The sequence below is a fragment of the Roseovarius sp. EL26 genome (genome assembly GCF_900327775.1).
Classification (GTDB): Bacteria; Pseudomonadota; Alphaproteobacteria; order Rhodobacterales; family Rhodobacteraceae; genus Roseovarius.
Map to the genome: position 1 here is coordinate 1,579,322 of NZ_OUMZ01000007.1, position 25,649 is coordinate 1,604,970.

General features: G+C 55.1%; 22 protein-coding genes and 1 riboswitch. Of the genes, 14 read left to right on the plus strand and 8 right to left on the minus strand.

Translation table 11 applies throughout. From position 1 onward, the window contains the following. The first annotated feature begins 26 nt into the window (after positions 1 to 26). Positions 27 to 230: riboswitch (cobalamin riboswitch) on the plus strand. 112 nt (positions 231 to 342) lie between these two features. Beyond that, a complete protein-coding gene (locus tag D9A02_RS15605; protein ID WP_120501821.1) occupies positions 343 to 1,569 on the plus strand; it encodes an aromatic ring-hydroxylating dioxygenase subunit alpha in 1,227 nt (408 codons plus the stop codon). A 3-nt stretch (positions 1,570 to 1,572) separates the two neighbouring features. Next, complete coding sequence (locus tag D9A02_RS15610) at positions 1,573 to 2,658, plus strand: hybrid-cluster NAD(P)-dependent oxidoreductase (protein WP_120501822.1); 1,086 nt, start codon at positions 1,573 to 1,575, stop codon at positions 2,656 to 2,658. Positions 2,659 to 2,712: 54 nt separating this feature from the next. Here D9A02_RS15610 and D9A02_RS15615 read toward each other — a convergent pair whose 3' ends face one another. After that, positions 2,713 to 3,330, minus strand: a complete 618-nt coding sequence (locus tag D9A02_RS15615) for a LysE family transporter (protein ID WP_120501823.1) — start codon at positions 3,328 to 3,330, stop codon at positions 2,713 to 2,715. A gap of 4 nt (positions 3,331 to 3,334) precedes the next feature. Beyond that, positions 3,335 to 3,910 carry an Lrp/AsnC family transcriptional regulator gene (locus D9A02_RS15620; RefSeq protein WP_120501824.1) on the minus strand — a complete coding sequence of 192 codons (576 nt, stop codon included), beginning with the start codon at positions 3,908 to 3,910 and terminating at the stop codon, positions 3,335 to 3,337. A gap of 78 nt (positions 3,911 to 3,988) precedes the next feature. Between D9A02_RS15620 and D9A02_RS15625 the strand changes: the two genes are divergently transcribed. Both D9A02_RS15625 and D9A02_RS15630 read left to right on the plus strand, forming a co-directional pair. After that, positions 3,989 to 5,197: a DegT/DnrJ/EryC1/StrS aminotransferase family protein gene (locus D9A02_RS15625; protein ID WP_120501825.1), complete on the plus strand. Its 1,209-nt coding sequence runs from the start codon at positions 3,989 to 3,991 to the stop codon at positions 5,195 to 5,197. Positions 5,198 to 5,244: 47 nt separating this feature from the next. Continuing rightward, on the plus strand, positions 5,245 to 6,150 hold the full coding sequence (locus tag D9A02_RS15630) for an aminotransferase class IV (RefSeq protein ID WP_120501826.1): 906 nt from the start codon (positions 5,245 to 5,247) through the stop codon (positions 6,148 to 6,150). A gap of 2 nt (positions 6,151 to 6,152) precedes the next feature. Here D9A02_RS15630 and D9A02_RS15635 read toward each other — a convergent pair whose 3' ends face one another. Further along, the gene (locus tag D9A02_RS15635; protein ID WP_120501827.1) at positions 6,153 to 6,848 is read right to left on the minus strand and encodes a thioredoxin family protein; all 696 of its coding nucleotides are present in this window, start codon (positions 6,846 to 6,848) and stop codon (positions 6,153 to 6,155) included. Positions 6,849 to 7,069: 221 nt separating this feature from the next. Between D9A02_RS15635 and acnA the strand changes: the two genes are divergently transcribed. Beyond that, on the plus strand, positions 7,070 to 9,757 hold the full coding sequence (acnA, locus tag D9A02_RS15640) for an aconitate hydratase AcnA (RefSeq protein WP_120501828.1): 2,688 nt from the start codon (positions 7,070 to 7,072) through the stop codon (positions 9,755 to 9,757). A 115-nt stretch (positions 9,758 to 9,872) separates the two neighbouring features. Here the strand turns inward: acnA and betA are convergent, their stop codons facing one another. The 3 genes from betA to D9A02_RS15655 all read right to left on the minus strand — a co-directional run bounded on the left by betA (position 9,873) and on the right by D9A02_RS15655 (position 14,327). Beyond that, entirely contained in the window at positions 9,873 to 11,531 is a 1,659-nt protein-coding gene (gene betA / locus D9A02_RS15645) for a choline dehydrogenase (protein WP_120501829.1), read from the minus strand. A 78-nt stretch (positions 11,532 to 11,609) separates the two neighbouring features. Next, entirely contained in the window at positions 11,610 to 13,064 is a 1,455-nt protein-coding gene (betB, locus tag D9A02_RS15650; protein WP_120501830.1) for a betaine-aldehyde dehydrogenase, read from the minus strand. A gap of 63 nt (positions 13,065 to 13,127) precedes the next feature. Continuing rightward, positions 13,128 to 14,327, minus strand: a complete 1,200-nt coding sequence (locus D9A02_RS15655; protein WP_120501831.1) for a BCCT family transporter — start codon at positions 14,325 to 14,327, stop codon at positions 13,128 to 13,130. Positions 14,328 to 14,489: 162 nt separating this feature from the next. Between D9A02_RS15655 and betI (D9A02_RS15660) the strand changes: the two genes are divergently transcribed. Next, on the plus strand, positions 14,490 to 15,092 hold the full coding sequence (gene betI, locus D9A02_RS15660) for a transcriptional regulator BetI (protein ID WP_120501832.1): 603 nt from the start codon (positions 14,490 to 14,492) through the stop codon (positions 15,090 to 15,092). Between the two features lie 4 nt (positions 15,093 to 15,096). Here the strand turns inward: betI (D9A02_RS15660) and betC are convergent, their stop codons facing one another. Together betC and betI (D9A02_RS15670) are read right to left on the minus strand one after the other, a co-directional pair. Then, on the minus strand, positions 15,097 to 16,605 hold the full coding sequence (betC, locus tag D9A02_RS15665; protein WP_120501833.1) for a choline-sulfatase: 1,509 nt from the start codon (positions 16,603 to 16,605) through the stop codon (positions 15,097 to 15,099). After that, positions 16,602 to 17,192, minus strand: a complete 591-nt coding sequence (gene betI, locus D9A02_RS15670; RefSeq protein ID WP_120501834.1) for a transcriptional regulator BetI — start codon at positions 17,190 to 17,192, stop codon at positions 16,602 to 16,604. The genes betC and betI (D9A02_RS15670) overlap by 4 nt, the downstream gene beginning before the upstream one ends. Positions 17,193 to 17,496: 304 nt before the next feature. Between betI (D9A02_RS15670) and D9A02_RS15675 the strand changes: the two genes are divergently transcribed. The 8 genes from D9A02_RS15675 to D9A02_RS15710 all read left to right on the plus strand — a co-directional run bounded on the left by D9A02_RS15675 (position 17,497) and on the right by D9A02_RS15710 (position 25,616). Next, a complete protein-coding gene (locus D9A02_RS15675) occupies positions 17,497 to 19,041 on the plus strand; it encodes an ABC transporter substrate-binding protein (RefSeq protein ID WP_120501835.1) in 1,545 nt (514 codons plus the stop codon). A 251-nt stretch (positions 19,042 to 19,292) separates the two neighbouring features. Continuing rightward, the gene (locus D9A02_RS15680) at positions 19,293 to 19,970 is read left to right on the plus strand and encodes a response regulator transcription factor (RefSeq protein WP_120501836.1); all 678 of its coding nucleotides are present in this window, start codon (positions 19,293 to 19,295) and stop codon (positions 19,968 to 19,970) included. Further along, positions 19,957 to 21,342: a HAMP domain-containing sensor histidine kinase gene (locus tag D9A02_RS15685; protein ID WP_120501837.1), complete on the plus strand. Its 1,386-nt coding sequence runs from the start codon at positions 19,957 to 19,959 to the stop codon at positions 21,340 to 21,342. The genes D9A02_RS15680 and D9A02_RS15685 overlap by 14 nt, the downstream gene beginning before the upstream one ends. Before the next feature lie 12 nt (positions 21,343 to 21,354). Beyond that, positions 21,355 to 21,627, plus strand: coding sequence for a YrhK family protein (locus D9A02_RS15690; protein WP_120501838.1), 273 nt, complete (start codon positions 21,355 to 21,357; stop codon positions 21,625 to 21,627). Continuing rightward, positions 21,627 to 22,310: an endonuclease/exonuclease/phosphatase family protein gene (locus D9A02_RS15695; RefSeq protein WP_120501839.1), complete on the plus strand. Its 684-nt coding sequence runs from the start codon at positions 21,627 to 21,629 to the stop codon at positions 22,308 to 22,310. The genes D9A02_RS15690 and D9A02_RS15695 overlap by 1 nt, the downstream gene beginning before the upstream one ends. Further along, the gene (cls, locus tag D9A02_RS15700) at positions 22,307 to 23,737 is read left to right on the plus strand and encodes a cardiolipin synthase (protein ID WP_120501840.1); all 1,431 of its coding nucleotides are present in this window, start codon (positions 22,307 to 22,309) and stop codon (positions 23,735 to 23,737) included. The genes D9A02_RS15695 and cls overlap by 4 nt, the downstream gene beginning before the upstream one ends. Positions 23,738 to 23,896: 159 nt before the next feature. Beyond that, positions 23,897 to 24,991: a trypsin-like peptidase domain-containing protein gene (locus D9A02_RS15705; RefSeq protein WP_120501841.1), complete on the plus strand. Its 1,095-nt coding sequence runs from the start codon at positions 23,897 to 23,899 to the stop codon at positions 24,989 to 24,991. A 202-nt stretch (positions 24,992 to 25,193) separates the two neighbouring features. Further along, a complete protein-coding gene (locus D9A02_RS15710; RefSeq protein ID WP_254054647.1) occupies positions 25,194 to 25,616 on the plus strand; it encodes a cytochrome c in 423 nt (140 codons plus the stop codon). Positions 25,617 to 25,649: the final 33 nt, after the last annotated feature.

The window sequence follows — 25,649 nt, forward strand, 5'->3', positions numbered from 1 at the left end:
TTCAGATATTGCCGACTTGCAACCGTGGTACTTTGAGCATGCAAGGTGCTGCATCGCCCCCGGCTGTGCAGAGAATTGGGAAGCCGGTTAAATTCCGGCACTGCCCCCGCAACGGTAAGACAGGTAAGGGCGCGACACACCGCCACTGGGACGAGGAACCCCGGGAAGGCGTCGCAACCGGCGAAAGCCCCTCTCAAGTCCGGAAACCAGCCTTGCATAACGTCAATTCGCGGGTGGCGATGCGGGCAATTGGTATGGTGTCGGTCCTCGCCTGACGCCTTTTCACTTGGCCGTGCCGTTTCCTGCCCAAGCAAAGCCGCGGGGTGCGGCAGGAGAGCCAACATGAACCCCACTACATCCGAGCTGCTGGCCCGGCGCAAACAAGGTCACGCGCTAGAGCAAGCCTTTTACACCAGTCCTGATGTTTATCAGGCCGATCTCGAAAGCATTCATTACCGTGAATGGTTGTTTGCAATTCCTGCCTGCGAGCTGGAAAAGCCGGGCAGCTTTGTCACCCATAAGGTTGGCGCATACCGCGTGATCATCGTGCGCGGTGCCGACAATCAGATCCGGGCGTTTCACAATGCCTGCCGCCATCGCGGGTCGGTCATCTGCAAGGCCGCCAAAGGCCATGCCCCGAAACTGGTCTGTCCCTATCACCAGTGGACTTATGAACTGGACGGATCGCTTTTGTGGGCGCGCGACATGGGGCCAGAGTTTGACCCCACCAAACACGGGTTGAAAACCGTGCATTGTCGAGAGTTGGCCGGGTTGGTGTACATCTGCCTGGCGGATGAGGCCCCTGATTTCGACACCTTTGCCAATATCGCCCGCCCCTATCTGGAGCCGCATGATCTGGGCAATGCCAAGGTCGCCTTTGAAAGCACCATCATCGAGAACGGCAATTGGAAGCTGGTCTGGGAAAATAATCGCGAATGTTACCACTGTGGCGGCAATCACCCGTCGCTGTGCAGGACCTTCCCCGATGATCCATCAATCACCGGGATTGAGGGTGGTGAGACACCGCCAAAAATGCAGGCGCACTTTGATCGTTGCGAGGCGGCAGGCCTGACGTCGCAATTCTATCTGCATGGCGATGGACAATACCGTCTGGCGCGGGTGCCTCTGAATGAGGGTGCGGAAAGCTACACGCTGGATGGCAAAGTGGCCGTTCGGCGCTGGTTGGGGCGTGCGCCTTTTGCCGATGCAGGCAGCTTGCTGAAATTTCACTATCCCACAACTTGGAACCACTTCCTGTCGGATCATTCGATTGTGTTCCGTGTCACCCCTGTCAGCCCGACGGAAACCGAAGTGACCACCAAGTGGCTGGTGCACAAAGATGCGGTCGAGGGTGTGGATTATGACCTCAACCGCTTGACCGAGGTCTGGCTGGCAACCAATGACGAAGACCGTCGTGTGGTCGAAGACAACCAGTTGGGCATCAACAGCCCGGCCTATGTGCCCGGCCCCTATTCACCCAAGCAAGAAAGCGGCGTGATCCAGTTTGTGAGCTGGTATTGCGAGACCTTGGCCGAACGGTTGGCCCCTGAAACCATGGCAGCGGAGTAAGTCATGAATGATCTGAGCCCTTCTATCGCGCCTGCGATCTGGCAAGATTCCGAGATGCTGGAATGCGTCTCGGTCGTGCCGGAAATGCCCAATACGGCCAGCTTTTCATTCCGCGTCCCGTCTGGGGCGCTGTTCGCCTATCAGCCGGGGCAGTTTCTGACGCTGGAAATCCCAGCGCCAAGTCAGCCGGGCGGTGTGGTGCATCGCACCTATACGATCTCTTCGTCGCCATCTCGGCCCCGGTCGATCACTATCACTGCCAAAGCACAGCTCGATAGCATCGGGACGCGCTGGATGTTGGACAATCTGAAGCCGGGCATGCGAATCAAGGCGCTTGGGCCCGCCGGTCTGTTTACCAATGACGGCAGTGCCGCGCGCAAGTTCCTGTTTATTTCGGCCGGGTCGGGCATCACGCCAATGATGTCGATGACCACCTGCATGTGGGATGAAGGGCAGGATCTGGATGTGGTGTTCATCAACTGTGCGCGCCGTCCGTCCGAGATTATTTTTCGCCAACGGTTGGAGCAGATGGCGAGCCGGACCTCGGGTCTGGATCTGAAGTTCGTGGTCGAAGAGCCCGATCCCTATCGGCCGTGGAGTGGGTATCAGGGCCAGTTCAATCAGCTGATGCTGGGCCTGATGGCCCCGGATTATCTGGAGCGTGAGGTCTATTGCTGTGGACCTGAGCCGTTCATGCAGGCGGTGCGCGATGCGTTGGCCGGACTTGGCTTTGACATGGAGCGTTACAATCAGGAGAGCTTTGGCGCGCCGATTGAGACCGAGGCAGATCAACCGGAACTGGATGATGTGATCCCGGATGATGATAGCAAGGCCGAGATTGTGTTCTCAACCTCAGGTGTGACGGCGAAAGTGGCGGAAACCGATACAATTCTGGGGGCAGCGCGGGCTTCGGGATTGAACATTCCGTCAGGCTGTACCTTTGGCGTTTGCGGCACCTGCAAGGTCAAGAAAACCGCGGGCGAGGTGCATATGGTGCACAACGGCGGAATTTCCGAGGATGATATCGAGGCAGGCTATATTCTGGCCTGCTGCTCAAACCCGATTGGCCGGGTCGAAGTCGATATCTAAGACAAAGATGGGGCATCTTGTTTGATGCCCCATCTGCACGTTGTTGAGTGTTGCTTACAAAGCGTCAGCCGCGATCCAGAGGCCCCAAATCACCAGAATGAGGCCAGACACCAAGTCGAACCAATTTGTGACGCGTGGGGTGATCTTGGATTTGGCAGCCAGTGCCAAATGCACCAAAAAAAACCACCACAGGGCCGAGCCCAAGAAGACCCCCACCACCAGCCAGTAAGGCGCAAGCGGATCGCTGGCCGCAGAGGCCCCTAGGCCGACCACCAAACCGACAAAGGCCAATATGGTCATCGGGTTGGACAGGGTCAGTACAAAGGTTGTGGTATAGGCGGGCAGCAAAGCACCGTGGATGTTGTACTTGGGTGCGCTGTCTGTTGCCGGACCGCTGAAAAAGCTACGAATCGACATAATGCCCAGAAGCGCGATCAACAGCCCACCGCCAATTTCCAAGGGGGTCGCAAAACGCAACAGCATCCCTGTGGCGGCAAAACCTGCGGCCACCAGCAGCCCATAGAACGCATCCGCCGTGGCAGCGCCCAAGCCCGATGCCAGCCCGGCGCCACGCCCCTCTGACAAAGTGCGGCGAATGCAGAGCAAGCCGATCGGCCCAACAGGAGCGGCCACGGCAAAGCCCACGCCAATGCCTTTGAGAAGGATTTCCATTTACTTATCTTTCGTCAGATTGAGGCGAGATCTTCACCGCTGTCGTTTCTTTCTGCGCCTCAAGAGACAGGATCGTTTCGGTCTTCAATACCGCTTTCAGGGGTTTCACACAGGTTTGCATGAACTGTTGCAGAGCGGTGGTGTTCTGCACCCGCACCTTCATCAGATAAGAGTGCGGCCCACTGATGTGGTGCAGTTCCAGCACCTCAGGGAACTGTATGAGTGCCGCACAGGCTTCGGCCTCGCCTTCATAGGACACATCAACAAAGACAAAGACACACAGCGCTGCCCCAACCTTGTCAGGATCAAGCACGCCGCGCCATTCTTTGACGATGCCTTGTGCCACCAATCGGCGCAGGCGTTCATTGGCGGTTGAGACCGACACACCAACCGCCTCGGCGATTTGTGCGCTGGAAATCCGACCATCGGATTGAATCAATCTGGATATTTTTTTATCTACACCATCCATTCCGGATTTATTATTTAATATATACAATATGTCAATAATTTTTACGGAATATATATCAATACTTCGGTCAATGGGGGAATAGGAAAATCGCCGCCGATTTCCCAACGTCATCCGACAAAATGCTTTGCCAAAAAATTCAATTCATGTATTAGCTTCGGATAATCCGAAACTGTTATTCAGGAAACCGAAATGAACAGTGCCCCAAACGTCTATGACGCAGAGCCCATCCCCGAATCCGTGCGGGTCGAAATCGACCAGATGCTTCAAAGTGGCGATCTGTTTCGCTATACCGCGCCGGAAAATGCGCCAGTTGCATTACTGGAACGTGAATTCGCTGAACATCTGGGCACGCGCTATGCGCTGGCGGTGAGCAGCTGCTCGGCGGCGCTGTTCCTGTCGCTCAAGGCGCTTGGACTGCCACGCGATGCAAAGGTGCTGATCCCGGCGTTTACTTTTGCCGCAGTGCCCTCATCGGTGGTGCATGCTGATTGTATTCCGGTGCTGTGTGAGGTTGGAGACAACTACCGCATAGACATGGCCGATTTTGAGGCCAAGCTGGATGATGTGCAGGCGGTGATCATCAGCCACATGCGGGGTCATACCTCGGATATGGATGCGATCATGGCGCTGTGTGAGGCTAAAGACATTCCTGTGGTTGAGGATGCGGCACATTCTTTGGGCACCGTTTGGGGTGGACGCAATGTTGGCACGATCGGGCGCGTGGGCTGTTTCAGTTTTCAATCCTACAAACTGGTCAACGCCGGTGAAGGTGGCATTCTAATCACCGATGACGTCGATCTGATTGCCCGCACAGTGATTATGTCGGGCGCATACGAGCACAACTGGGCCAAACATTTCACCGACACAGATGATGAGTTGAAGGCGGCCTTTGCCAGATGGCAGAACCAATTGCCGCTTTATAACCTACGTCTGAACAACCTGTCAGCGGCGATCATTCGGTCGCAATTGCCCGAAGTAGCGCGCCGGGTGACCGATGGCCGGGCCAATCATGACTATGTGGCGGGTCGGTTGAACACCTCTGCCTGGATGCAGGTACCCGAGAAACTGGCCCCCGAAGAGCGCGCGCCGGATTCGATTCAGTTCAATTTGGTTGGGTTGTCCGAGGAAGAAACCCGTGCCTTTGCATCTGCAGCGGTAGAGCGTGGGATCAAGGTGCAGGTCTTTGGCTTGTCGACGGATAACGCGCGGGCCTTCTGGAACTGGAAGTTTCTGCCCGGCTGCACGCCAGAACTGCCAAAAACCCGCGCCATGCTGATGAAAGCCTGCGATGCTCGCCTACCTGCGCGGTTAAGCAAAGCAGATCTGGATGCCGTATCCGAGGCCCTGCTGCAAGCCGCCGAAGACGTGATGGGCCGCACGCAAGCCTACGGAACCTGAGATTTTTCCGCTTGACGCTATGAAGCGGCCGTTGCTCAACTGCATAGATGAGCAACGATATTTTCCGTAAAGGTGCGGCCTGGATCAAAGGCGAGATTGTCCCAATTGATCAGGCCACCATTGGCGTGACAGATTGGGCCGTGACCCATTCTGATGTCACTTATGACGTCGTGCCGGTTTGGGACGGCGCGTTTTTCCGGCTGAATGACTATCTGGATCGGTTCGAGGCGTCGATGCAGGCCTACCGCATGGATGTCGGCATGGATCGGGCTGAGATGACCAGTGCCCTGCATGACATGGTATCGCGGTCCGGCCTGAAGCAAGCTTATGTCGCGATGGTGGCGGCACGGGGAACACCCAAAGTTGCCGGGAGCCGTGACCCGCGCGATTGCCAAAACCACTTCTTTGCATGGTGCGTGCCTTACATTCATGTGGTCAAACCCGAGGTCGCCGAAGCCGGGGTCAGCCTTTATATTCCCAACAATGTGCACCGCATTCCCGATCAAAGCCTAAACCAGCGGGTCAAAAACTACCACTGGGGGGATTTCACTGCGGCGCTGTTTCAGGCCAAGGATCATGGTTATGAGACGGCCCTGCTCACCGATGGGCATGGCAATCTGGCCGAAGGACCGGGTTTCAATGTGTTTGCGATCTTTGGCAATAAAGTTGTGACACCAAAGCAGCATGTTTTGCACGGCATCACTCGCCTGACTGCACTGGAGCTATGCAGGGAACACGGTTTTAAAACCGAAGAACGCGCCTTGTCGCTGGAAGAATTTTTGATCGCTGACGAAGTGTTCCTGACCAGCTCGGGTGGAGGCATATTCCCGGTTGCCCGCGTGAACAATCATCACTTCTCCAATGGGTCTGCCGGGCCAAAGGCGACGCGGCTGAGAGAGGCATATTATGACATGCTAGCACAGTCAGGGTTGCGCAGCGCGATCAGCTATTAAGATCAATTGACCTTGGCTGCAGCTTCGATCACGCCGGTGCGCTGGTTTTGCACCAGCACGACGACGGGCTGATCACCTGCTGCCTCTTGGCTGATGTCCAGCGGTGTCTGCGTGTCCCACTCGCCAATCACCGACAGATCGGTCACCACATTGGCATAGCTGATGGTGCGGCCCGCGTTTTCGCCGGCTTTGATATCAACCTTGTTGTCAGGGTTATAACGCACAAGCTGGACGATGAGAGGGTCAGAAAAACTGACCTCTGTCGCGGCGCTTATATCGATCTGGTCGCCATCCCGGCTGAGCGTCAGGTTAACCGATGGCGTCTTTTCATGATGCATATCGATCAGATCGGTCACGTCCATCGGGCGGTTGCCAACAACGTGATCCTGCCCGTTGATGATCATCTGCGGGGTATAAACCATGCGACGCCCGCCATTACGGGCGTATTTGCGTTGCCGCGCGGTAAAATCCGGGTTGGCAAAGACGTCTTTCCACCCAATGTAATCCCAATAATCCACATGCAGTGCCAGCGCGATCACATCATCCCGTTCTGCCAGTTTATGCAAAAACGCATCCGCCGGAGGGCAAGAGGAACAGCCCTGCGAGGTAAACAGCTCGACCACGATCGGCTGGTCTTGCGCCGTTACTGGGGTGGTCAGAATCAAAGAGGCAATCAGGCTTGCGATAAGGTTGCGCATGGGATGCTATTTCCGTCGTCGGTCGTTGAATGTTATCAAAACGATAACTAATTGGCTTAGAAATAACCAATCAAGGTTTCGCGAGAGAGATGTGATTTCTCGAAACATTGTTTTTGTGTGCAATGGTATACAAATTAATCTCCTCCCCCTTGATCCCCTCCTTCAAATGGGTCAGAAGCAAGCCAGCCGATCCTGCGCCTTCAATGTGAAAGGAATGCCATATGCCCATTACCGTCGGACACGACACCGCCAAGACACGCAAAACACTAAGTGTGAATGGCCAATCCGTTTCTTATTATTCCATCGCCGCTGCCGAAGAGGCCGGTCTTGGGAATTTTTCCCGCCTGCCCGCCGCGTTGCGTGTTGTTCTGGAAAACATGCTGCGCTTTGAAGACGGCAAGACCGTCAGCGTGGATGACATCAAGGCCTTCTCTGAGTGGGCTGACAAAGGCGGCAAAAATCCACGCGAGATCGCGTACCGCCCTGCCCGCGTATTGATGCAGGATTTCACCGGTGTTCCGGCTGTTGTCGATCTGGCCGCGATGCGCGACGGGATTGTCGCCCTTGGTGGTGACGCCCAGCAGATTAACCCGCTGAACCCGGTTGATCTGGTTATCGATCACTCGGTCATGATTGACGAATTTGGCAACCCGCGTGCGTTCCAGATGAACGTGGACCGCGAATACGAGCGCAACATGGAGCGCTATCAGTTCCTGAAATGGGGCCAAGGTGCGTTCAACAATTTCCGCGTTGTGCCCCCCGGCACCGGTATCTGCCACCAGGTGAACCTCGAATATCTGGCGCAGACCGTCTGGAGCGATACGGATCAGAACGGCGACATGGTTGCCTATCCGGACACGCTTGTGGGCACTGACAGCCACACCACCATGGTCAACGGCATGGCCGTTCTGGGCTGGGGTGTTGGCGGGATCGAGGCCGAAGCTGCGATGCTGGGCCAACCGATTTCGATGCTGATCCCCGAGGTTGTTGGTTTTGAGCTGACCGGCGCGATGCTTGAGGGCACCACCGGGACTGACTTGGTGCTGAAAGTGGTTGAGCTGCTGCGCGCACGAGGCGTTGTTGGCAAGTTTGTTGAATTCTACGGTGAAGGGTTGGATCGTCTGCCATTGGCCGACCGTGCCACCATTGCCAACATGGCACCAGAATACGGCGCGACCTGTGGTTTCTTCCCGATCGACGATGAAACACTGCGGTATCTGCGCAGCACCGGTCGTGACGAGGACCGCGTTGCATTGGTCGAAGCCTATGCCAAAGAAAACGGGTTTTGGCGCGGTGCGGATTATGCGCCGATCTACACTGACACCCTGCATCTGGATATGGGCACCATCGTTCCGGCTATCTCCGGCCCGAAACGCCCGCAGGACTATGTTGCGCTGACGGATGCCAAATCTGCCTTCACGCGTGAGATGGAAGAAACCTTTAAGCGTCCAATGGACAAAGAGGTTGCTGTTGCGGGTGAGGATTACACCCTGTCATCGGGTGATGTTGTGATCGCCTCGATCACATCGTGCACCAACACGTCGAACCCCTATGTGATGATCGGCGCGGGCCTTGTGGCGCGCAAAGCCGCAGCACTGGGTCTGGACCGCAAGCCTTGGGTCAAGACATCTCTGGCTCCCGGTTCACAGGTTGTGAGCGCCTATTTGGAGGCCGCAAACCTGCAGGAGGATCTGGATAAGATCGGGTTTAACCTTGTCGGTTATGGCTGCACCACCTGTATCGGCAACTCTGGCCCGATCCAAAAGGAACTGTCCGAGGCGATTGCCGAGGGTGATCTGGTGGCAACGTCCGTTCTGTCGGGCAACCGTAACTTTGAAGGCCGGATCAGCCCGGATGTACGCGCCAACTATCTGGCGTCACCTCCGCTGGTTGTCGCCTATGCGCTGGCAGGTACAATGGACATCAATCTGGCGACAGATCCAATTGCCCAGACACCTGAGGGCAAAGATGTCTACCTGAAAGACATCTGGCCCACATCGCAGGAAGTGGCGGAACTGGTTGAGCAGACCGTGACACGTGAGGCGTTCCAGTCGAAATATGCGGACGTCTTCAAGGGGGACGACAAGTGGCAGGATGTTGAGACATCCGAGGGTGAAACCTATGACTGGCCTCCCCAGTCAACCTATGTGCAGAACCCGCCCTATTTCCAAGGCATGTCCAAGGAACCCGGCACCATCACCAATATCGATGGCGCGCGTGTTCTGGCATTGCTGGGCGACATGGTCACAACCGACCACATCAGCCCGGCTGGATCGTTCAAGGATACCACCCCTGCCGGTCAATACCTGACCGACCGTCAGGTGCCTGTACGTGAGTTCAACTCGTACGGTTCACGTCGTGGCAACCACGAGGTGATGATGCGCGGCACCTTTGCCAACATCCGGATCAAGAACGAGATGCTGGACGGCGTTGAAGGTGGCTATACCAAAGGCCCCGATGGCGGCGAGACCTCGATCTTTGACGCCGCGATGGCCTATCAGGCGGCAGGCACGCCGCTGGTTGTCTTTGGAGGCGAGCAGTACGGCGCGGGTTCATCGCGTGACTGGGCGGCCAAAGGCACGGCGTTGTTGGGCGTGAAGGCCGTGATCGCAGAAAGCTTTGAGCGTATTCACCGCTCAAACCTGGTTGGCATGGGCGTCATTCCGTTTGAGTTCACCGGCGGCGACAGCCGTACATCACTGGGCCTGACCGGCGCAGAAACGGTTGCCATTTCTGGCCTCGATACAATCCAGCCGCTGCAAGAAGTGCCTTGCACGATAACTATGGCGGATGGCACTGAGAAGACCATCCAACTGAAGTGCCGGATCGATACCGCGATCGAGATCGAATACATCGAGCACGGCGGCGTGCTGCACTATGTGCTGCGTAATCTGGCGGGCGCGGCCTGAGCCACTCTATCTAGTTAAGATTAAAACAGCCCCTCTTGGGGCTGTTTTTGTTTTTGAACACCAAGAGGGTCAGGCGTGGCCCGGACCTGCGGTCCGAGCTACATATGTTGCGTGATTACCGCTGAGCTGTTTTCCACTCAGGGTGCATCCAAGGTTCGGAGTTATCCGCGGCCAATGGCGTGCGATCCAGCACGTGGTCGGCGATTTTTTCGCCGGTCATGATCGATGGCGCATTCAGGTTGCCGTTGGTGATACGTGGGAAGATACTGCTGTCAGCAACGCGCAGATTGTCGACGCCGATGACACGGCCGTGCGGATCAACCACGGCGTTAGGATCATCCTTGGCACCCATTTTGCATGTGCCGCAAGGGTGATAGGCGCTTTCGGCATGTTCGCGTATGAAGTCATCTAATTCATCATCGCTTTGCGCAGCAATCCCCGGTTGGATCTCGTGTTTGCTGTAGGGTTTGAACGCGTCCTGCGCGAAGATCTCACGCGTCAGGCGGATACATTTGCGGAAATCAACCCAGTCGCTTTCTTCGCTCATATAGTTGAAAAAGATCTTTGGGTCATGCATCGGGTCGGCGTTGCGCAAGGTAACGGAGCCGCGCGATTCACTGCGCATCGGGCCAGTGTGGGCCTGATAGCCGTGACCTTCGGCGGCGACCTGACCGTCATAGCGCACGGCAATGGGCAGGAAGTGGTACTGCACATCCGGGTATTCGACGCCTGCGCGCGAGCGAATGAAGGCAGAGCTTTCGAACTGGTTGCTGGCGCCGGGGCCGGTTTTGGCAAAGAGCCACTGCGCCCCGACCCAGGCCTTGCCAAAGAGGTTCCAGTATTTGAACAGGCTGACCGGTTGGCTGGCGGCCATCTGAATATAAAGCTCAAGGTGGTCTTGCAGGTTTTGCCCAACGCCAGCGCGGTCGGCAACCACGTCGATGCCGTGTTCTGCCAGATGGGCGGCGGGGCCGATGCCAGACAGCATCAAGATCTTGGGCGAGTTGATGGAGGAGGCAGAAACGATCACCTCGGCACGCGCCTTGATCATCTGCTGCTGGCCTTTGACGGTGGCTTCGACGCCCACGGCACGCCCTTCTTCCATCACCACGCGGTGCACGAGGCCGCGCACCAGATCACAGTTTGGGCGTTTCAAAGCAGGTTTCAGATAGGCATTGGCAGCAGACCAGCGCTGACCATTTTTGACGGTCATATCAAAGGGACCAAAACCCTCTTGCTGATGACCGTTGTAGTCTCCAGTGGTTTGGTAACCGGCCTGTGCACCCGCCTCAACAAAGGCTTTGACCAGCGGGTTGTCACGTTTGCCGCGGCTGACATTCAGCGGGCCGTTGGTGCCACGCCAAGATGCATCGCCGCCGTGCCCCCCACTGTCCCAGTTTTCCATGCGCTTGTAGTAAGGCAAAACATCGGCATAGCCCCAACCATCAGCCCCCTGATCGCGCCAATGATCAAAGTCACAGGCGTGGCCACGCACATAGATCATGCCGTTGATGGACGACGAGCCACCGATCACCTTGCCACGGGGACATGCTAGACGACGGTTACCGAGATGCGGCTCGGGCTCGGTCTGGTAGCCCCAGTCGTAGCGTTTCATATTCATCGGATAGCTGAGCGCACCGGGCATCTGAATGAGCGGGCCCGCGTCGGTACCGCCGTGTTCGACAACCAATACGGATTTGCCCGCCTCGGACAGACGATAAGCCATGGCGCAGCCTGCGCTGCCCGCTCCAACGATCACATAATCTGCTTCCATGTCACTTCTCTCCTTGTCGCCCGGATTCGCGCCCCGGGTGGCTGGGGGCGCCCCCGATGGCTCGGGGGCGGTTTTATCTTAGAATGGCGCTTCTGAGGCGCCCATACGCACGTAGACCGACTTGATCTGGCTGTAATGCTCGATCGCGGCTTTTGAGTTTTCGCGGCCAATGCCGGAGGCCTTCACACCACCAAACGGCACCTCGACCGGTGCGTCGTTGTAGGAGTTGATGAAGCAGGTGCCTGCCTCAAAGCCCGCCACCATGCGGTGAGCGCGGGTCAGATCCTGCGTGTAGACGCCTGCCGCAAGGCCAAACTCAGTGTCATTGGCGCGAGCGAGGACTTCTTCTTCGGTATCGAAATCCAGCACACTCATGACCGGGCCGAAGATTTCTTCACGGGCGATGGCCATGTCGTCGGTCACATCGGCGAAGACGGCTGGGGTGATCCAACTGCCGGGTTGATCGATGCGAGTGCCCCCGCAGACGAGGCGTGCGCCTTCGGACTGACCTTTTTCCACGTAACCCAGAACGATGTTCAGTTGATTTTCACTGACCATGGGGCCAAAGTTTGTCGCCTCATCCATCGGGTCACCGATCACGGCTGTCGACAAGCGTTCTGTCAGGCGCTTAAGGAAAGCGTCTTTGATGCCCTTTTGCACAAAGACCCGTGTGCCGTTGGAACAGACCTGCCCCGAGGAATAGAAGTTGCCCAAAATGGCACCGCTGACCGCGTCTTCGAGATTTGCATCGTCAAAGACAACCATCGGGGATTTGCCGCCCAGCTCCATAGTGGCGTGTTTCATATCGGCCGCAGCGGCGGCGTAGACCTTTTTACCTGTGGGTACTGAGCCGGTGAGCGAGACTTTGTCGACACGCGCATCTGTGACCAGTGTGCCGCCCACTGCGCCCATGCCTTGGACGACATTATAAAGCCCTGCGGGCAGGCCAGCCTCGACCAGAATTTCTGCGACTTTCAGCGCGCAAAGTGGTGTGGTCTCGGATGGTTTGAAAATGATCGCATTGCCGCAGGCGAGCGCCGGTGCGCCCTTCCAGCAAGCGATTTGTGTAGGGTAATTCCATGCGCCCAGACCAACGCAGAGGCCCAGTGGTTCGCGCACGGTATAGGCCCAATCTCCGCCCGCAAGCGGGATATGTTCGCCGGTCAGGCTGGCGGCCAGTCCACCGAAATATTCCAAGGCGTCGGCACCACTGGTGGCATCCGCCACGCTGGTTTCCTGATAGGGTTTGCCGGTGTCATAGGTTTCGAGAATCGACAGATCGTGATTGCGTTCACGAATGATATCGGCGGCGCGTCGCAGGATGCGGCCGCGTTCAGTGCCTGAATATTTGGCCCATTCCTTTTGCGCGGCTTTTGCCGCAGTGATCGCCTCTTCGATGATGGCAGGCGTCGCCTCGTGAAGGCGTGCAATGATCTCGCCTGTGGCGGGATAAATCACATCCATCGGCGTACCGGCGATATCTTCGACATAACGGCCATTTACGAAATGGCTGGCAGTGGGTTGGGCTTTCAATTCAGTGCTTCCTTGTTGAAAGGCCGCCCCGGATGGCCGGGGCGGCAGGTATTATGTTGGCGGTTAATGGACTTCGTCGACCTTGTGGAAATCGAGCGAACGCCCGTCTGGTGAGGCTGTGATTTCCATCACTTCGCGGCGTTTGGTGACGAAGATGAACATAACACAAGCCAGATACAGGCCGATCACGATGGCACCAATCCACTGGATCTGCAGCCATTGGCTTTTGAACAGCAGCGTTAGGGTGAACAGCACCGCGACGTTGCCGATCACGTATTTGACCTTGCCCAGCTTTTCGACCGTCATCGACAGGTTGTCGGTGTAAAGACGGATCAGCGAGTCGAGCGAGTTGATCACAAAGGTCACGCCGACAGCGATCATCGCGAGGTTCACGATGCCAGCCGTGCTGATTTCGTTCAGGTGGTAGTAGTAAAGTACCGAGAACCAAACAGCCAATGGGATGGACGGGAACACCAGCAATGCGATGAACAGCTGCCAGGTTTTCATGCCACCGACAAAGCGCGAGGTGAACTGACCAATCATGATCGACCAAGCGAACCACCAGAACAGGTAGAAGGCGTGATAGTCGGTCAGTGGCAGGGCGAATTTATGCAGGTTGGCAAAGTAATCCCCCAACAAGCTCATGTTGGAGCCGAACGCGCCCATTCCCATACCGGCGTAGATTGCCATACCTGCGATCAACGCAAAGAACAGCACGGTTGAACCAACCGATAGAATGCGGACGTATTTCAAATCGGTCGAGGAATAAGCCGCAGCCAAAATGACCACGAAAACGATCACATAGAACGTTGTGACCACTGATTCACCGTCGCCAATTTCTGGGATGTAGCCCGGCAGGTAGATCAGGAAGAGGCTGGCCGTAAAGGCGCAGGTGCCGATTATGACGATGTTGTTGATGATCTTGACCACTGGGATTTCAAAAAACTTCACACGCGGTTCGATGACGCAGAAATAGAACGCAGTCAGGAAATAGAATGCCCAGATCAAAAAGCCCCAAAAGCCAAATTCAATCGCTAACGGATTGGCAAAGGCATAGGCCGGGTCATCCGCGTAACCTGCGAATTCGGTCAGTGGGAACATGATCAATCCAACATCGAGGCCGGATGTGAACAAGATCGCAATGAAGGTGAACAAATGCACCGGCGTTACACCGACACATTCCAGATTTCGCCATTTGATGACGCAGAATATCACCAACGCAAAGGCCAGCAAGATCCCGAAAGACAGTATCATATTGAGCATTTTATATCTCTCCCTGTTCGCAAACACCGGCCCCAAAGCACGGTGCTGGCAGCGCGGTAGCACAGGTTTTCGAAATCTCTAAACAATTTCTTAAACGAGTATTTAATTTATTCAATAGTGAAATCACATTGCAACTCGCGGCTTAGATGTGATTATTGCCATATGAAACGCAAAACCATTCGCGACATCCGTAATGAAGAGCTGATTGAAGCAGCGATTTCCGCCATACATTCCAATGGCTTCTTGTCTGTCACCATGACTGAGATTGCTAAGGAAGCCGGAGCAACTGCGGCCTCGATCAGCTATTATTTTGGCTCGAAAGACAAATTGATGGACACGACCATGCGGCGGCTGTTGTCGTTGTTGCGCGAACGGTCGCTGCACTGCCTGGCTCAGGCGAAGACCCCGGAAGAACGCCTTTATGCCATTATTGATGCAAACTTTGACGATTCGCTCTTCACGAAAGAGAAATGTTCGGTCTGGATGCAGTTCTGGGCCAGCGCGCCCTATGTACCCAGCCTGGCGCGACTGCACCGGATCAACCGTTTGAGGGTACAAAGTAACGTTCGGCGCGAGCTGCGCTCGTTGGTGCCCGATGAATTGTTGGAACCGGTCCGCGAATCGGTGCAGGCTTATATGGACGGCATCTGGATCGAAACGGCCCAAAGCGACAAGCCGGTCGACCCTGCTGCCGCCCGTGATACAGCGCGGCAGGTGGTTGCAACCTTGATCGAAGGGGCGTTGGCGGGCAACACCCCGAAGTGAGCGTTTATTCCCCACGCGGGAAGCGTTGATTTCCCTCAACGTCATTCAAGTCCATGTGATTGCGCATGTAGCGCTCGGAGGCTTTCTGCAGCGGTTGGTAATCCCAAGGGTAGTAGCCACCCTTGCGCAGTGCCTCATACACCACCCAGCGACGGGCCTGACTTTCACGCACCTGCGCATCAAAGGCATCCAGATCCCAACGCGCGTCGGCCTTGGCCTGAAGCTGGGCCAGCGTTCCGGCATGGGCCGGATCATCGGCGAGGTTGATCAGCTCGTGCGGGTCCGCCTCCATATCAAACAACTGATCAGGATCAAGTGAACAGCGGTTATACTTCCATTTGCCATAGCGCAACGACACCATCGGCGCGTAAGAGGCCTCAGCCGCGTATTCCATTGTAACAGGTTCATCACGCGCGCCTCCCTGCCCCAGATAGACCAGCGATTCACCGGCGACCCACGGCATGACCTCCTCCATGCTGACCCCTGCAAGATCGCAAAGCGTCGGGCAAACATCGATGTTACTGACCGGATCGGTAACCAGACCGGGTTCCATATCCGGGGCCGAAACCATCATGGGCACGCGGGATGATCCGTCATAGAAGCTCATCTTGAACCATAGACCACGCTCGCCCAGCATATCACCGTGATCAGACACAAACAGAATCACCGCCTCTTGCCGCGTGCTTTCCAGCGCCTCCATCACCTCGCCAATTTTATCGTCGAGATAGGAGATATTGGCGAAATAGGCGCGACGGGATTTTCGAATATCTTCTTCTGTTATATCGAAGTTACGCCAATCGTTCGCATCGAATATACGCTTGGCGTGGTTGTCGTGGTCCTCATAATCCATCGCCGGAACGCTGGGCAGCAGGTACTCGCACTCTTCATATAGGTCCCAATATTTCTTGCGCGCCACATAAGGGTCATGCGGATGAGTGAAGCTGACGGTCAGGCACCACGGGCGTTCATCATGGCCCCGCGCCAGATCATAAACCTTACGAGTGGCGTTGTAAGCGACCTCGTCGTCATACTCCATCTGGTTAGAGATTTCGGCCACGCCTGCGCCAGTGACCGAGCCCATGTTGTGATACCACCAATCGATGCGTTCACCGGGTTTGCGGTAGTCGGGCGTCCAGCCGAAATCAGCCGGGTAGATGTCAGTGGTCAGGCGTTCCTCAAACCCGTGCATCTGGTCGGGGCCGACAAAATGCATCTTGCCGCTGAGGCAGGTTTGATATCCTGCACGGCGCAGGTGATGGGCATAAGTGGGGATATCGGCGGCAAATTCAGCAGCGTTGTCATAGACCCGGCTACGCGAGGGCAGCAGGCCAGACATGAAGCTGGCGCGCCCCGGTGCACAAAGGGGACTGGCTGTATAGGCGTTCTGAAAGCGGGTGGAACGGGCCGCCAGTTTTTTAAGATTGGGCGCGTGCAGCCAGTCTGCCGGGCCATCCGGGAACAAGGTTCCGTTGAGCTGGTCCACCATAAAGATAAGGATGTTGGGCTGTGTCATTGAGGGGGATCCTGTTTCAATGAGGTGTCAAGATAATGAAACAGCACGTCGATGGCTGTTCCGGGGGTAATCATGTCATCGCGTAGCGCCTGGCGGATATAGAGCCCGTCAATCATCGCGGCCAATCCACGTGTGAGTGTCCGTGCCTCGCCCGCCGGGGCGATTTGACGGAAGGCATGGGCGAGATTTGAACGCAGACGACATTGGTAGATGTGCAACAAGCGTCTGGCCTCAGCCGACTTTTGCGCTTGCACATAGAAGTTAAGCCAGGCCGAAACCATATGCGGCTGGAACTGAGCTGGTTTAAAACTGGCGCGAATGATGCCTTCGATTCTCGCTCGGGGAGATTCTGTTCGCCGCAGAACCGAAAGCACATCTTGAGCATAGGCCGCGAGAATGTGTCGCATCGCAGCAGAAAAGATCTGTTCTTTGGAACCAAAGTAGTGATGCGCCAAAGCACTGGACATGCCCGCCCTTTTTGCGATCTGGCTGACCGTCACATCCAAAGAGCCCGCCTCGCCGACCTCTTGAATCGTGGCTTTTACCAGAGCAGCACGGCGGATTGGTTCCATTCCCAACTTGGGCATTTTGATGAGTCCAACAGCTAAAAGTCATAGGATTGCTATTGATCTTTAATTGACTCGTCAATCAATATAAGCGTACATCAAATCGCGAAACGGGGGCTTTACTTGTTTCGCAATTTGAATGAACTATATCGTCACGGCACAAACCGCTTTCAAAGCGACGCTTGTGATAACAACGAAAAGGCTGTCGCACACGTGAACAATATCACGGAAAAAATAATGACACGCCCGGAGACCTGATAACGGCGTCTCCGAATGCCAGACATGGCAAACACTTCATAATGATCTACAACAGGGAGAATTAAATATGTCGATCATCAAAGGAGGTCTTTTGGACCGCCGTGGTTTTCTAAAGACCACCGCCGCAACAGCAATGGCTGCCTCAATGCCGCTGGGCATGGCACGTGCATCAAGTGGTCACCTTCGCGTAGGTAAGGCGCACGGCCAAACCACCGATACGCTGAACCCGGGCACTTGGGAAAACGGCTTTACCATTTCACTGGGCCACGCCGTTTATGGTCGCCTGACCGAAGTTGCTGCCGATGGCTCGCTTCAGCCAGAGCTGGCTGAAAGCTGGGAAGCTTCCGCAGATGCGGCCGAATGGCGCTTCAAGCTGCGTCAGGGTGTGACATTCCACGATGGCAAGCCGCTGACACCGCAAGATGTGATCAATTCGATCAACTTCCACCGTGGTGAAGATTCAACATCAGCCGCTGGTCCGCTTGTTGCTCCGGTAACGAATATTGCAGCAGATGGCGATGACACCGTTGTCTTTACGCTTGATGGCGGTAACGCTGACTTCCCATTCATTCTGTCAGACTATCACTTGACTATTTGCCCAGCAAAAGACGATGGAATCGACTGGGAATCTGGCAATGGCTGCGGCAGCTATACGCTGAAAGACTTCACACCTGGTGTGTCTGCAACGTTTGAGAAGAACCCAAATCACTGGCGCGATTCAGCTGGCTTTGACAGCATCGAAATGCTGGCACTGGTCGACCAAAACGCACGTACAACGGCACTGGTTTCCGGTGATGTTGATGTGATTGACCGGGTTGATCTGAAAACTGCCGGCCTTCTTGGTCGCAAGCCTGGTGTCAACATTCAGTCGGTTGCGGGTACTCAGCACTATACATTTGCGATGAACACCACCGCAGATCCCTATAGCGACAACCACGTGCGTCAGGCGCTGAAATACGCGATCAACCGCGAAGAACTGGTTGAAAAGATCCTGTTCGGTTACGGCTCGGTCGGTAACGACCACCCAATCGGACCCGGTCAGCGTTTCTTCAACACTGAGCTGGAGCAAAAGACATACGATCCGGACAAAGCTAAATTCCACCTCAAAGAGGCCGGACTGGACAGCGTTTCGGTTGATCTGTCTGCTGCTGACGCGGCCTTTGCTGGCGCGGTTGATGCGGCCACACTGGTACAAAACTCGGCCAAGGGCGCTGGTATTGATCTGAAGGTCACACGTGAGCCAAACGATGGTTACTGGTCTGACGTCTGGATGAAAAAGCCATTCTCAGCTGTGTACTGGTCCGGCCGTCCCGTCGAAGATCAGATGTTCGCCACCGCCTATTCTTGTGGCGCGGCATGGAACGACAGCTTCTGGTGCCACGACAAGTTCGAGGCGATGATGGTCGAAGCCCGCGCTGAGCTGGACGATAACAAACGTCGCGAAATGTATTTCGAGATGCAGGACATCGTATCCAACCAAGGCGGCGTCATCATCCCGATGTTCGCGAACTATGTTTTCGCCACCTCCGATAAAGTTGCGATCCCAGAGCAAATGGGTTCGAACTGGGATATGGACGGCGAGCGCTGGATGGAGCGTTGGTCCTTCGCATAAGTCTTGCGAAAATGACTTCGAAAGGGCCGGTTCTCCGGCCCTTTTTTATGTCCTTAACCCAATGAAACAGTCTTACAGTGCACAAGCGAAACCCAATCACCTGACGCGTTGATTGTTCACCTCCTCCGACTTTAATAATATTTGAAACTTGGCTTTTGCCCTTTTTTTGTGAGGTGAACACGTCCATATCTCCTTAGATCAAGCAGCGCTTAGTGCTTTTTCAAATCGATCCGATGAGATATTCCTGTGATATGAAGATTTTACTGGCAGAAGATGATCCGAAATCGGCCGAGTACATTCGGAACGGTTTGGTTGAGCAGGGTTTTGCCGTAGACTGGGTCACGGATGGGCGCGAGGCACTGACTCACTGCCTGTACAACGAGGTGGATCTGGCCATTGTTGACCGGATGATGCCGGGCATGGACGGGCTATCGGTGGTCAAGGCACTGCGCGTGTCAAAGAGCGCCTTGCCGGTAATTTTCCTCACTGCACTTTCCGATGTCGATGATCGGGTTGAGGGGTTGATGGCCGGTGGTGATGACTATTTGGCCAAGCCATTTCATTTCTCTGAGCTTCTTGCCCGGATCACCGCACTGTCGCGCCGCCCGCAACAAGCCACGCAGAAAACTGTTCTGAACGTGCATGATCTGGAGCTGGATCTGCTCAGTCGTACAGCCACTCGACAGGGGCAATTGATTGATCTGTTGAACAAAGAGTTCGCCCTGCTGCAGTTGCTGATGGAAGCCCCCGGCAGGGTGATCAGTCGGACGATGATTCTAGAAAAGGTTTGGGATTTCACGTTTGATCCCGGCACCACGGTGGTTGAAACCCATATCAGCAAGCTGCGCCAGAAGGTCGACAAACCGTTTGATACGCCTTTAATCCAGACCGTTCGCAACATGGGGTATACGATCCGTGCGCCTCGCTAGTCTGGTCACCGGCGAGCCGTTCAAGGCCGCAATCCGCGTTTGGGTGGTGTTTGTCGCCCTCTATGCGTTGAGCGGGTTTGTTCTGGTACGGGCCGTAGAAAACACCCTGAGATCAGAACTGGTTGGGCAGACGCGGGCTGAAACGTTACTGTTGCAGGACATCTACCAGACCAAGGGTCGCCGCGGGCTGGTGCGTGCGTTGCAAGATCTGGAGCGCAGCATCCAGATCCCTGATCATGCCGCTGGATTGTTTGACGAAAATGGTATCCGCCTGACCGGTGCGATCTCAGTCTTTCCGGACTTTGTCGGTGTTGAGCGGCGCGAATTACAGACATTAACGCGCGGGCGATTGACAGGTCAGTATTTTTTGAATGTGCAGCAATTTGACCGGCTGACATTGGTTGTTGGCCGCAATGGGCAAATTGTCGATAAGGCCGAAGAACGGTTGACGCTTTGGTTAACGCTCTTTGGGGTGGTTCTGTCATTAATCATCTTGACCTTTGGGCTATGGGCCAGCCGAACCTCTCTCAGAAGGTTGGAGGGGATGGAGCAGGCCCTGCGACAAGTATCAGATGGCAACCTAAAGGCCCGCCTGCCTGTACATCAGCGCAATGACCAATTTGACCGCATCGCAGTGCAGATGAACCAGAATCTTGATCGGCTGGCGCGGTTAGTGACTGGAATGAAGTCAACGGCCACGGCAATCGCGCACGATTTGAAAACACCGCTATCGCATGTGCAGATTGCTCTGATGCAAGCCGTAGACAGTGCCGAGGCTCAACGTGATCCTCTGCCAGAGCTTGAAGCCGCCTTGTCAGAGGTTGAGGCACTCAATTCTGTTTTTGAAACCGTCTTGCGGATTTCCCGCATTCAAGCAAACTCGGACCAGAGCCGATTTAAAAAAGTTGACCTGTGGGTGCTGGTTGAAAAGCTGCGCGATTTCATGCTGCCCGCAATTGAAGAACGCAATCAGACGCTTACCTGCACCGGCGACAGTGTAATAATTTATGCGGATATGGATATGATCCAGCAACTACTGGTCAATCTGATCGAGAATGCTTCGGTACATTCACCGAAAGGCACACAAATCACCCTCATCGCTCAGCAAAAGGAAGGGGTCGCCACCCTCTGCGTATGCGATACGGGTCCCGGAATCCCCGAACATGATATCGATAAGGTTCTGGATCCATTTGTGCGCCTCGACAGTGCGCGCACCAGCGGCGGCAGCGGCCTCGGCCTAGCGCTGGTGCAAGCCATTGCTGAGCACCATAACGCCATGCTTACGCTCTCTAACTTGCACCCCGGCCTGCGGGTTGAATTGCGTTTTCGAAAGCAGGGCATCCGATCACAATCCATTTTGCATAACCCTTAATCCGGACATCACATGAAGATTTTCAACCCTGACAGCCATACGTTCAGCGAGCGACATAAAGCCATCTACGCCTATTGCGAACTGGCATACACTATTGTTGATTTTTCTGCGGCAGCTCTCTTTGTCATTGGCAGCATTCTATTTTTTAGTGAAGCAACAACATATGTTGGAACCTGGTTATTTTTAGTTGGTTCAGTTTTGTTTGGGTTACGCCCGACAATCAAACTGTATCGGGAATTCGCATATATACGCGCAGGCCAATATCAAAAAGTATCTGACAACTGATGCGTATTACCAGCTATAACATCCGCAAGGGTTTCGGGCTGGATTGGCGACGTGATCCAGATCGGGTGGTGGATGTGCTAGCCGAGATCGAGGCAGATATCGTCGTACTGCAGGAGGCTGACAAACGCATTGGCGAGCGGGCTGGTGTTCTGCCGTTGGAACGAATGGCGCAAGAGCTGAGGCTTGAATTGGCAGATGTGCGGCTCAGAACGCAAAGTCATGGTTGGCACGGTAATGCAGTGTTTTATCGGCGCGATCTTTCCGTGGCAAAAACCGTGCGTCTTGATGTGCCCTCGGTCGAACCGCGCGGGGTGGTAGCAGTTGAATTCACCCTCCCCTCTCTGACGGTCTACGGTGTGCATCTGGGATTGACGCCAGGGATGCGGCGCAAACAGATGGCAGCAATTGCCAATCATGCGCAGCATATGGAAAGCCCAACAATCGTCGCCGGGGACTTCAACGAATGGAAAGTTGACTTGGGCCGTTTCGAACAATCTTTTGAAGTTGTGACCCCAGGCCCCAGCTTTCATGCTTCGCGCCCTACGGCAGTATTGGACCGCTTTGCCCTGCGGGGGGCGGTTCAACAGGCCCGATCGTGGGTGCATAAGTCACGTAATTCCCGATATGCATCTGACCATCTGCCGATTGTTATGGATTTTGACTTAAAGGAAACTGCACATTGATCATTCTCGTCTTGCTACATCTGGCGTTGGTCACCGCCTTCATGATCCGTATTCTCCTGCGCGAAGATGTGTCGCCGCCGGCTAGGTTGGCTTGGTTTATTATCCTCAATGTCCTGCCCTATGCCGGTAGTGCTATTTACTTCCTGTTCGGAGAGGTTGACCTCGGTCATCGCGCCAAGAAACGCCATCACGCGGTCTTTGATAACATCCGTAGCAAAGCAGCTGAATATATGGGCCGCGAGGACAAGATCGAAAAACTCATTGATCCGCTCTACCGAGCACCTTTTCGTTATATCGGATCAATAAACGGGTTTTACCCTGTGACAGGAAATCAAGCTGAGCTGATGGCCAACGGAGGGGAAACCCGTCAACGTCTGGTCGCAGACATCGATGCCGCCACAGATCATGTGCATGTACTGTATTACATTTGGCTGGAAGACAAAACCGGCACCGACCTAGCGCAGGCTTTGATCCGCGCGGCACAACGTGGGGTGACCTGCCGGGCCATGGCCGATGGATTAGGTTCACGCGCATTGGTTAAATCCGGACTTTGGGATCAGATGCAACAAGCCGGTGTTCACCTGGCCGTGGCTTTACCGTTGGACAATCCCATTCGTACCGTCTTGACCAGCCGTTTGGATTTGCGCAATCACCGCAAGATTACTGTGATTGATGGCTGCATCACCTATTGCGGCAGCCGCAATTCAGCTGATCCTGAATTTCTGGTCAAAGCAAAATACGCACCGTGGATCGACATCATGTTGCGTTTTGAAGGCCCGGTCGTAGCGCAAAACCAGTTGCTGTTTGCCAGTGACTGGATGCAAGCCACCGGTGAGGGATTGGAGCAGTTTCCGCTGATTGCGGAGCCGATTGAGGGCGGTTTTCCGGCACAGGTCATGGGCGATGGCCCAACTGAGCGGCGCAGCGCCACGCCACAGATGTTCGCCAATATCATCGCCAGCGCCCAGCATGAGTTAACCCTGAGCACCCCTTATTTTGTCCCTGACGCCACGGTATTTGAGGCGCTTTGTGCGGCTGGGTATCGCGGGGTCAAAGTCACGTTGATTTTCCCACAAAACAATGACAGTTGGATCGTCTCTGCGGCCAGCCGAAGCTATTATCGCAAGCTGCTTGAGGCCGGATGTGAAATTCATGAGTTCAAGGACGGGTTGTTGCATGCCAAGACCTTGACCATAGACGGCAAAATCAGCCTGATCGGATCATCAAATCTGGATTTGCGCAGTTTCGATTTGAACTATGAAAACAACATCATACTGCAAGACAGCAAGACCACGCAGGCCATCTATGAACGCCAGCAGGATTATATAGGGCGCTCCGCCCCAGTAACTCGGACAGATGTGCTGAATTGCCCTTACCACAAGCGCATCTGGTACAACGTCATCGCAACCATCGGGCCCGTTTTATAAATCACATCGATCGCGACAGCCCAAAACACACGGGCCAATCGTAGCCCTTAAGTTTTCATTTGGAAAAAATCACCACTTTAACAAAAGTTATATTTGGCGCGAAGTGCAGGACAACAGGCGCACCTATCTGGGGATCACACCCAAGTAGGAGACTAAAATATGCAACTTTCAGGCAAGACAACGGGCACAGGCCTTGCAGCCCTTATCGCCGTAACCGCCATCACCCCGGCCATGGCTGCGGCTCCAATCGGCAGCGGCTTTGCCGATCTCGTCGAAGACGTCAGCCCTGCCGTTGTTTTTGTCGAGGTCACGACCAAGGCACAAACTTCGGACGCATCCAGCACGGCGCAAATGGATCCACGTTTTGAGGAGTTCATGAAACAGTTCGGTGGTCAGATCCCTGCCCCGCAGCGGCAAGCCCCGACACAAGGCGTTGGATCAGGTTTCCTGATTTCTGAGGACGGATTGATCGTGACCAACCACCACGTCATCGCCAATGCAGAAACCGTTTCTGTCACGTTGGAAAACGGCACAGAGGTTGACGCGCAAGTTATCGGTTCAGATCCCCTCACCGATATTGCGCTGCTTGATATCGAAGGGGATGGCTATGATGCCGTTGCTTTCGGATCATCAGACAGCATGCGCGTCGGCGAAGAGGTCATCGCAGTCGGCAGTCCATTCGGGCTGGAGGCAACGGTGACCTCGGGGATTATCTCGGCCAAGTCACGCAACATCAATTCGGGACCGTTTGATGATTACATTCAGACCGACGCGGCGGTGAACCGGGGCAACTCGGGCGGGCCGTTGTTCAACATGAACGGTGAAGTGGTCGGCGTAAACACTGCGATTTTCTCACCTGATGGCGGGTCGGTTGGGATCGGATTTGCCGTGCCATCTGATTTGGTAACCACCATTGTTGCAGACCTGCAAGATGACGGTGAGATTGACCGCAGCTGGTTGGGCGTTCAGATCAAACCCCTGTCCGAGGAAATTGCTCATGTGCTGGGACTGCAATCTGGTGAAGGTGTGATGATCGCGGATGTTTTTGATGAAAGCCCTGCCGCCAGTGCCGGGTTGGAACGCGGCGATGTGATCCTGAAGTTCGGGGAAACCGACATCAAGGAACTGCGCGACCTGACACGTGTTGTTGCCTCAGAAGAGTCGGGTACGACCGCACAGATCGAGATCTTTCGCGGAGGGCAGCCGATGTCTTTGGATGTCACGCTAACCAAACGCGAAGACAAGGAAGCCTGACCCATAACAGGCTTAGGTCCAACAGGGACCAAGGGCTGGCGGCGCGCAAGTGCCGTCAGCCTGACGTTGCAAACCCACCAATCATGATGGCTCAGATAGCTCCCCGTACCGCCATTCAAGCTGGCAACTTCTAGTTTGACACAAATCAAAGGAGCGAAGGCATATCATGCCTAGGATGGTACCCAAAACGAGGGAGGCCGTTTTGCGCAGCATCAATCAAAGTTTATTTATCATCGGAATGGGGATCACATTGGTGACCGCATGCAGCATGGACAACAGCAACGAGATGCCCACGCGTGCAGATGGTGCCGCTTTCTTTTCTGAAAATTGTGCGTCTTGTCATGGTTCTGATGCTCAAGGATCTGGCCCAGCAGCAAGTGGTTTACCCGTCCCGCCACCAAACCTGACGACATTGAGCGCACAAAACGGTGGCGATTTTCCAAAAGCACGTGCCTTAAGCTACATCTATGGCAACCCGGAAAAAAGCCACCTAACACGTGTCATGCCTGAATTCGGTGAAGACATGGCCTTGGATCTTGTACCTATTGAGATTGACAATGTCCTGACACCTACGCCTCGCGCGCTGGCGGGCCTTCTCTTTTATCTGGAAGGTATCCAGCAATAGAGGGCACGCCCTGTACTATTTCAGAGTGATCGC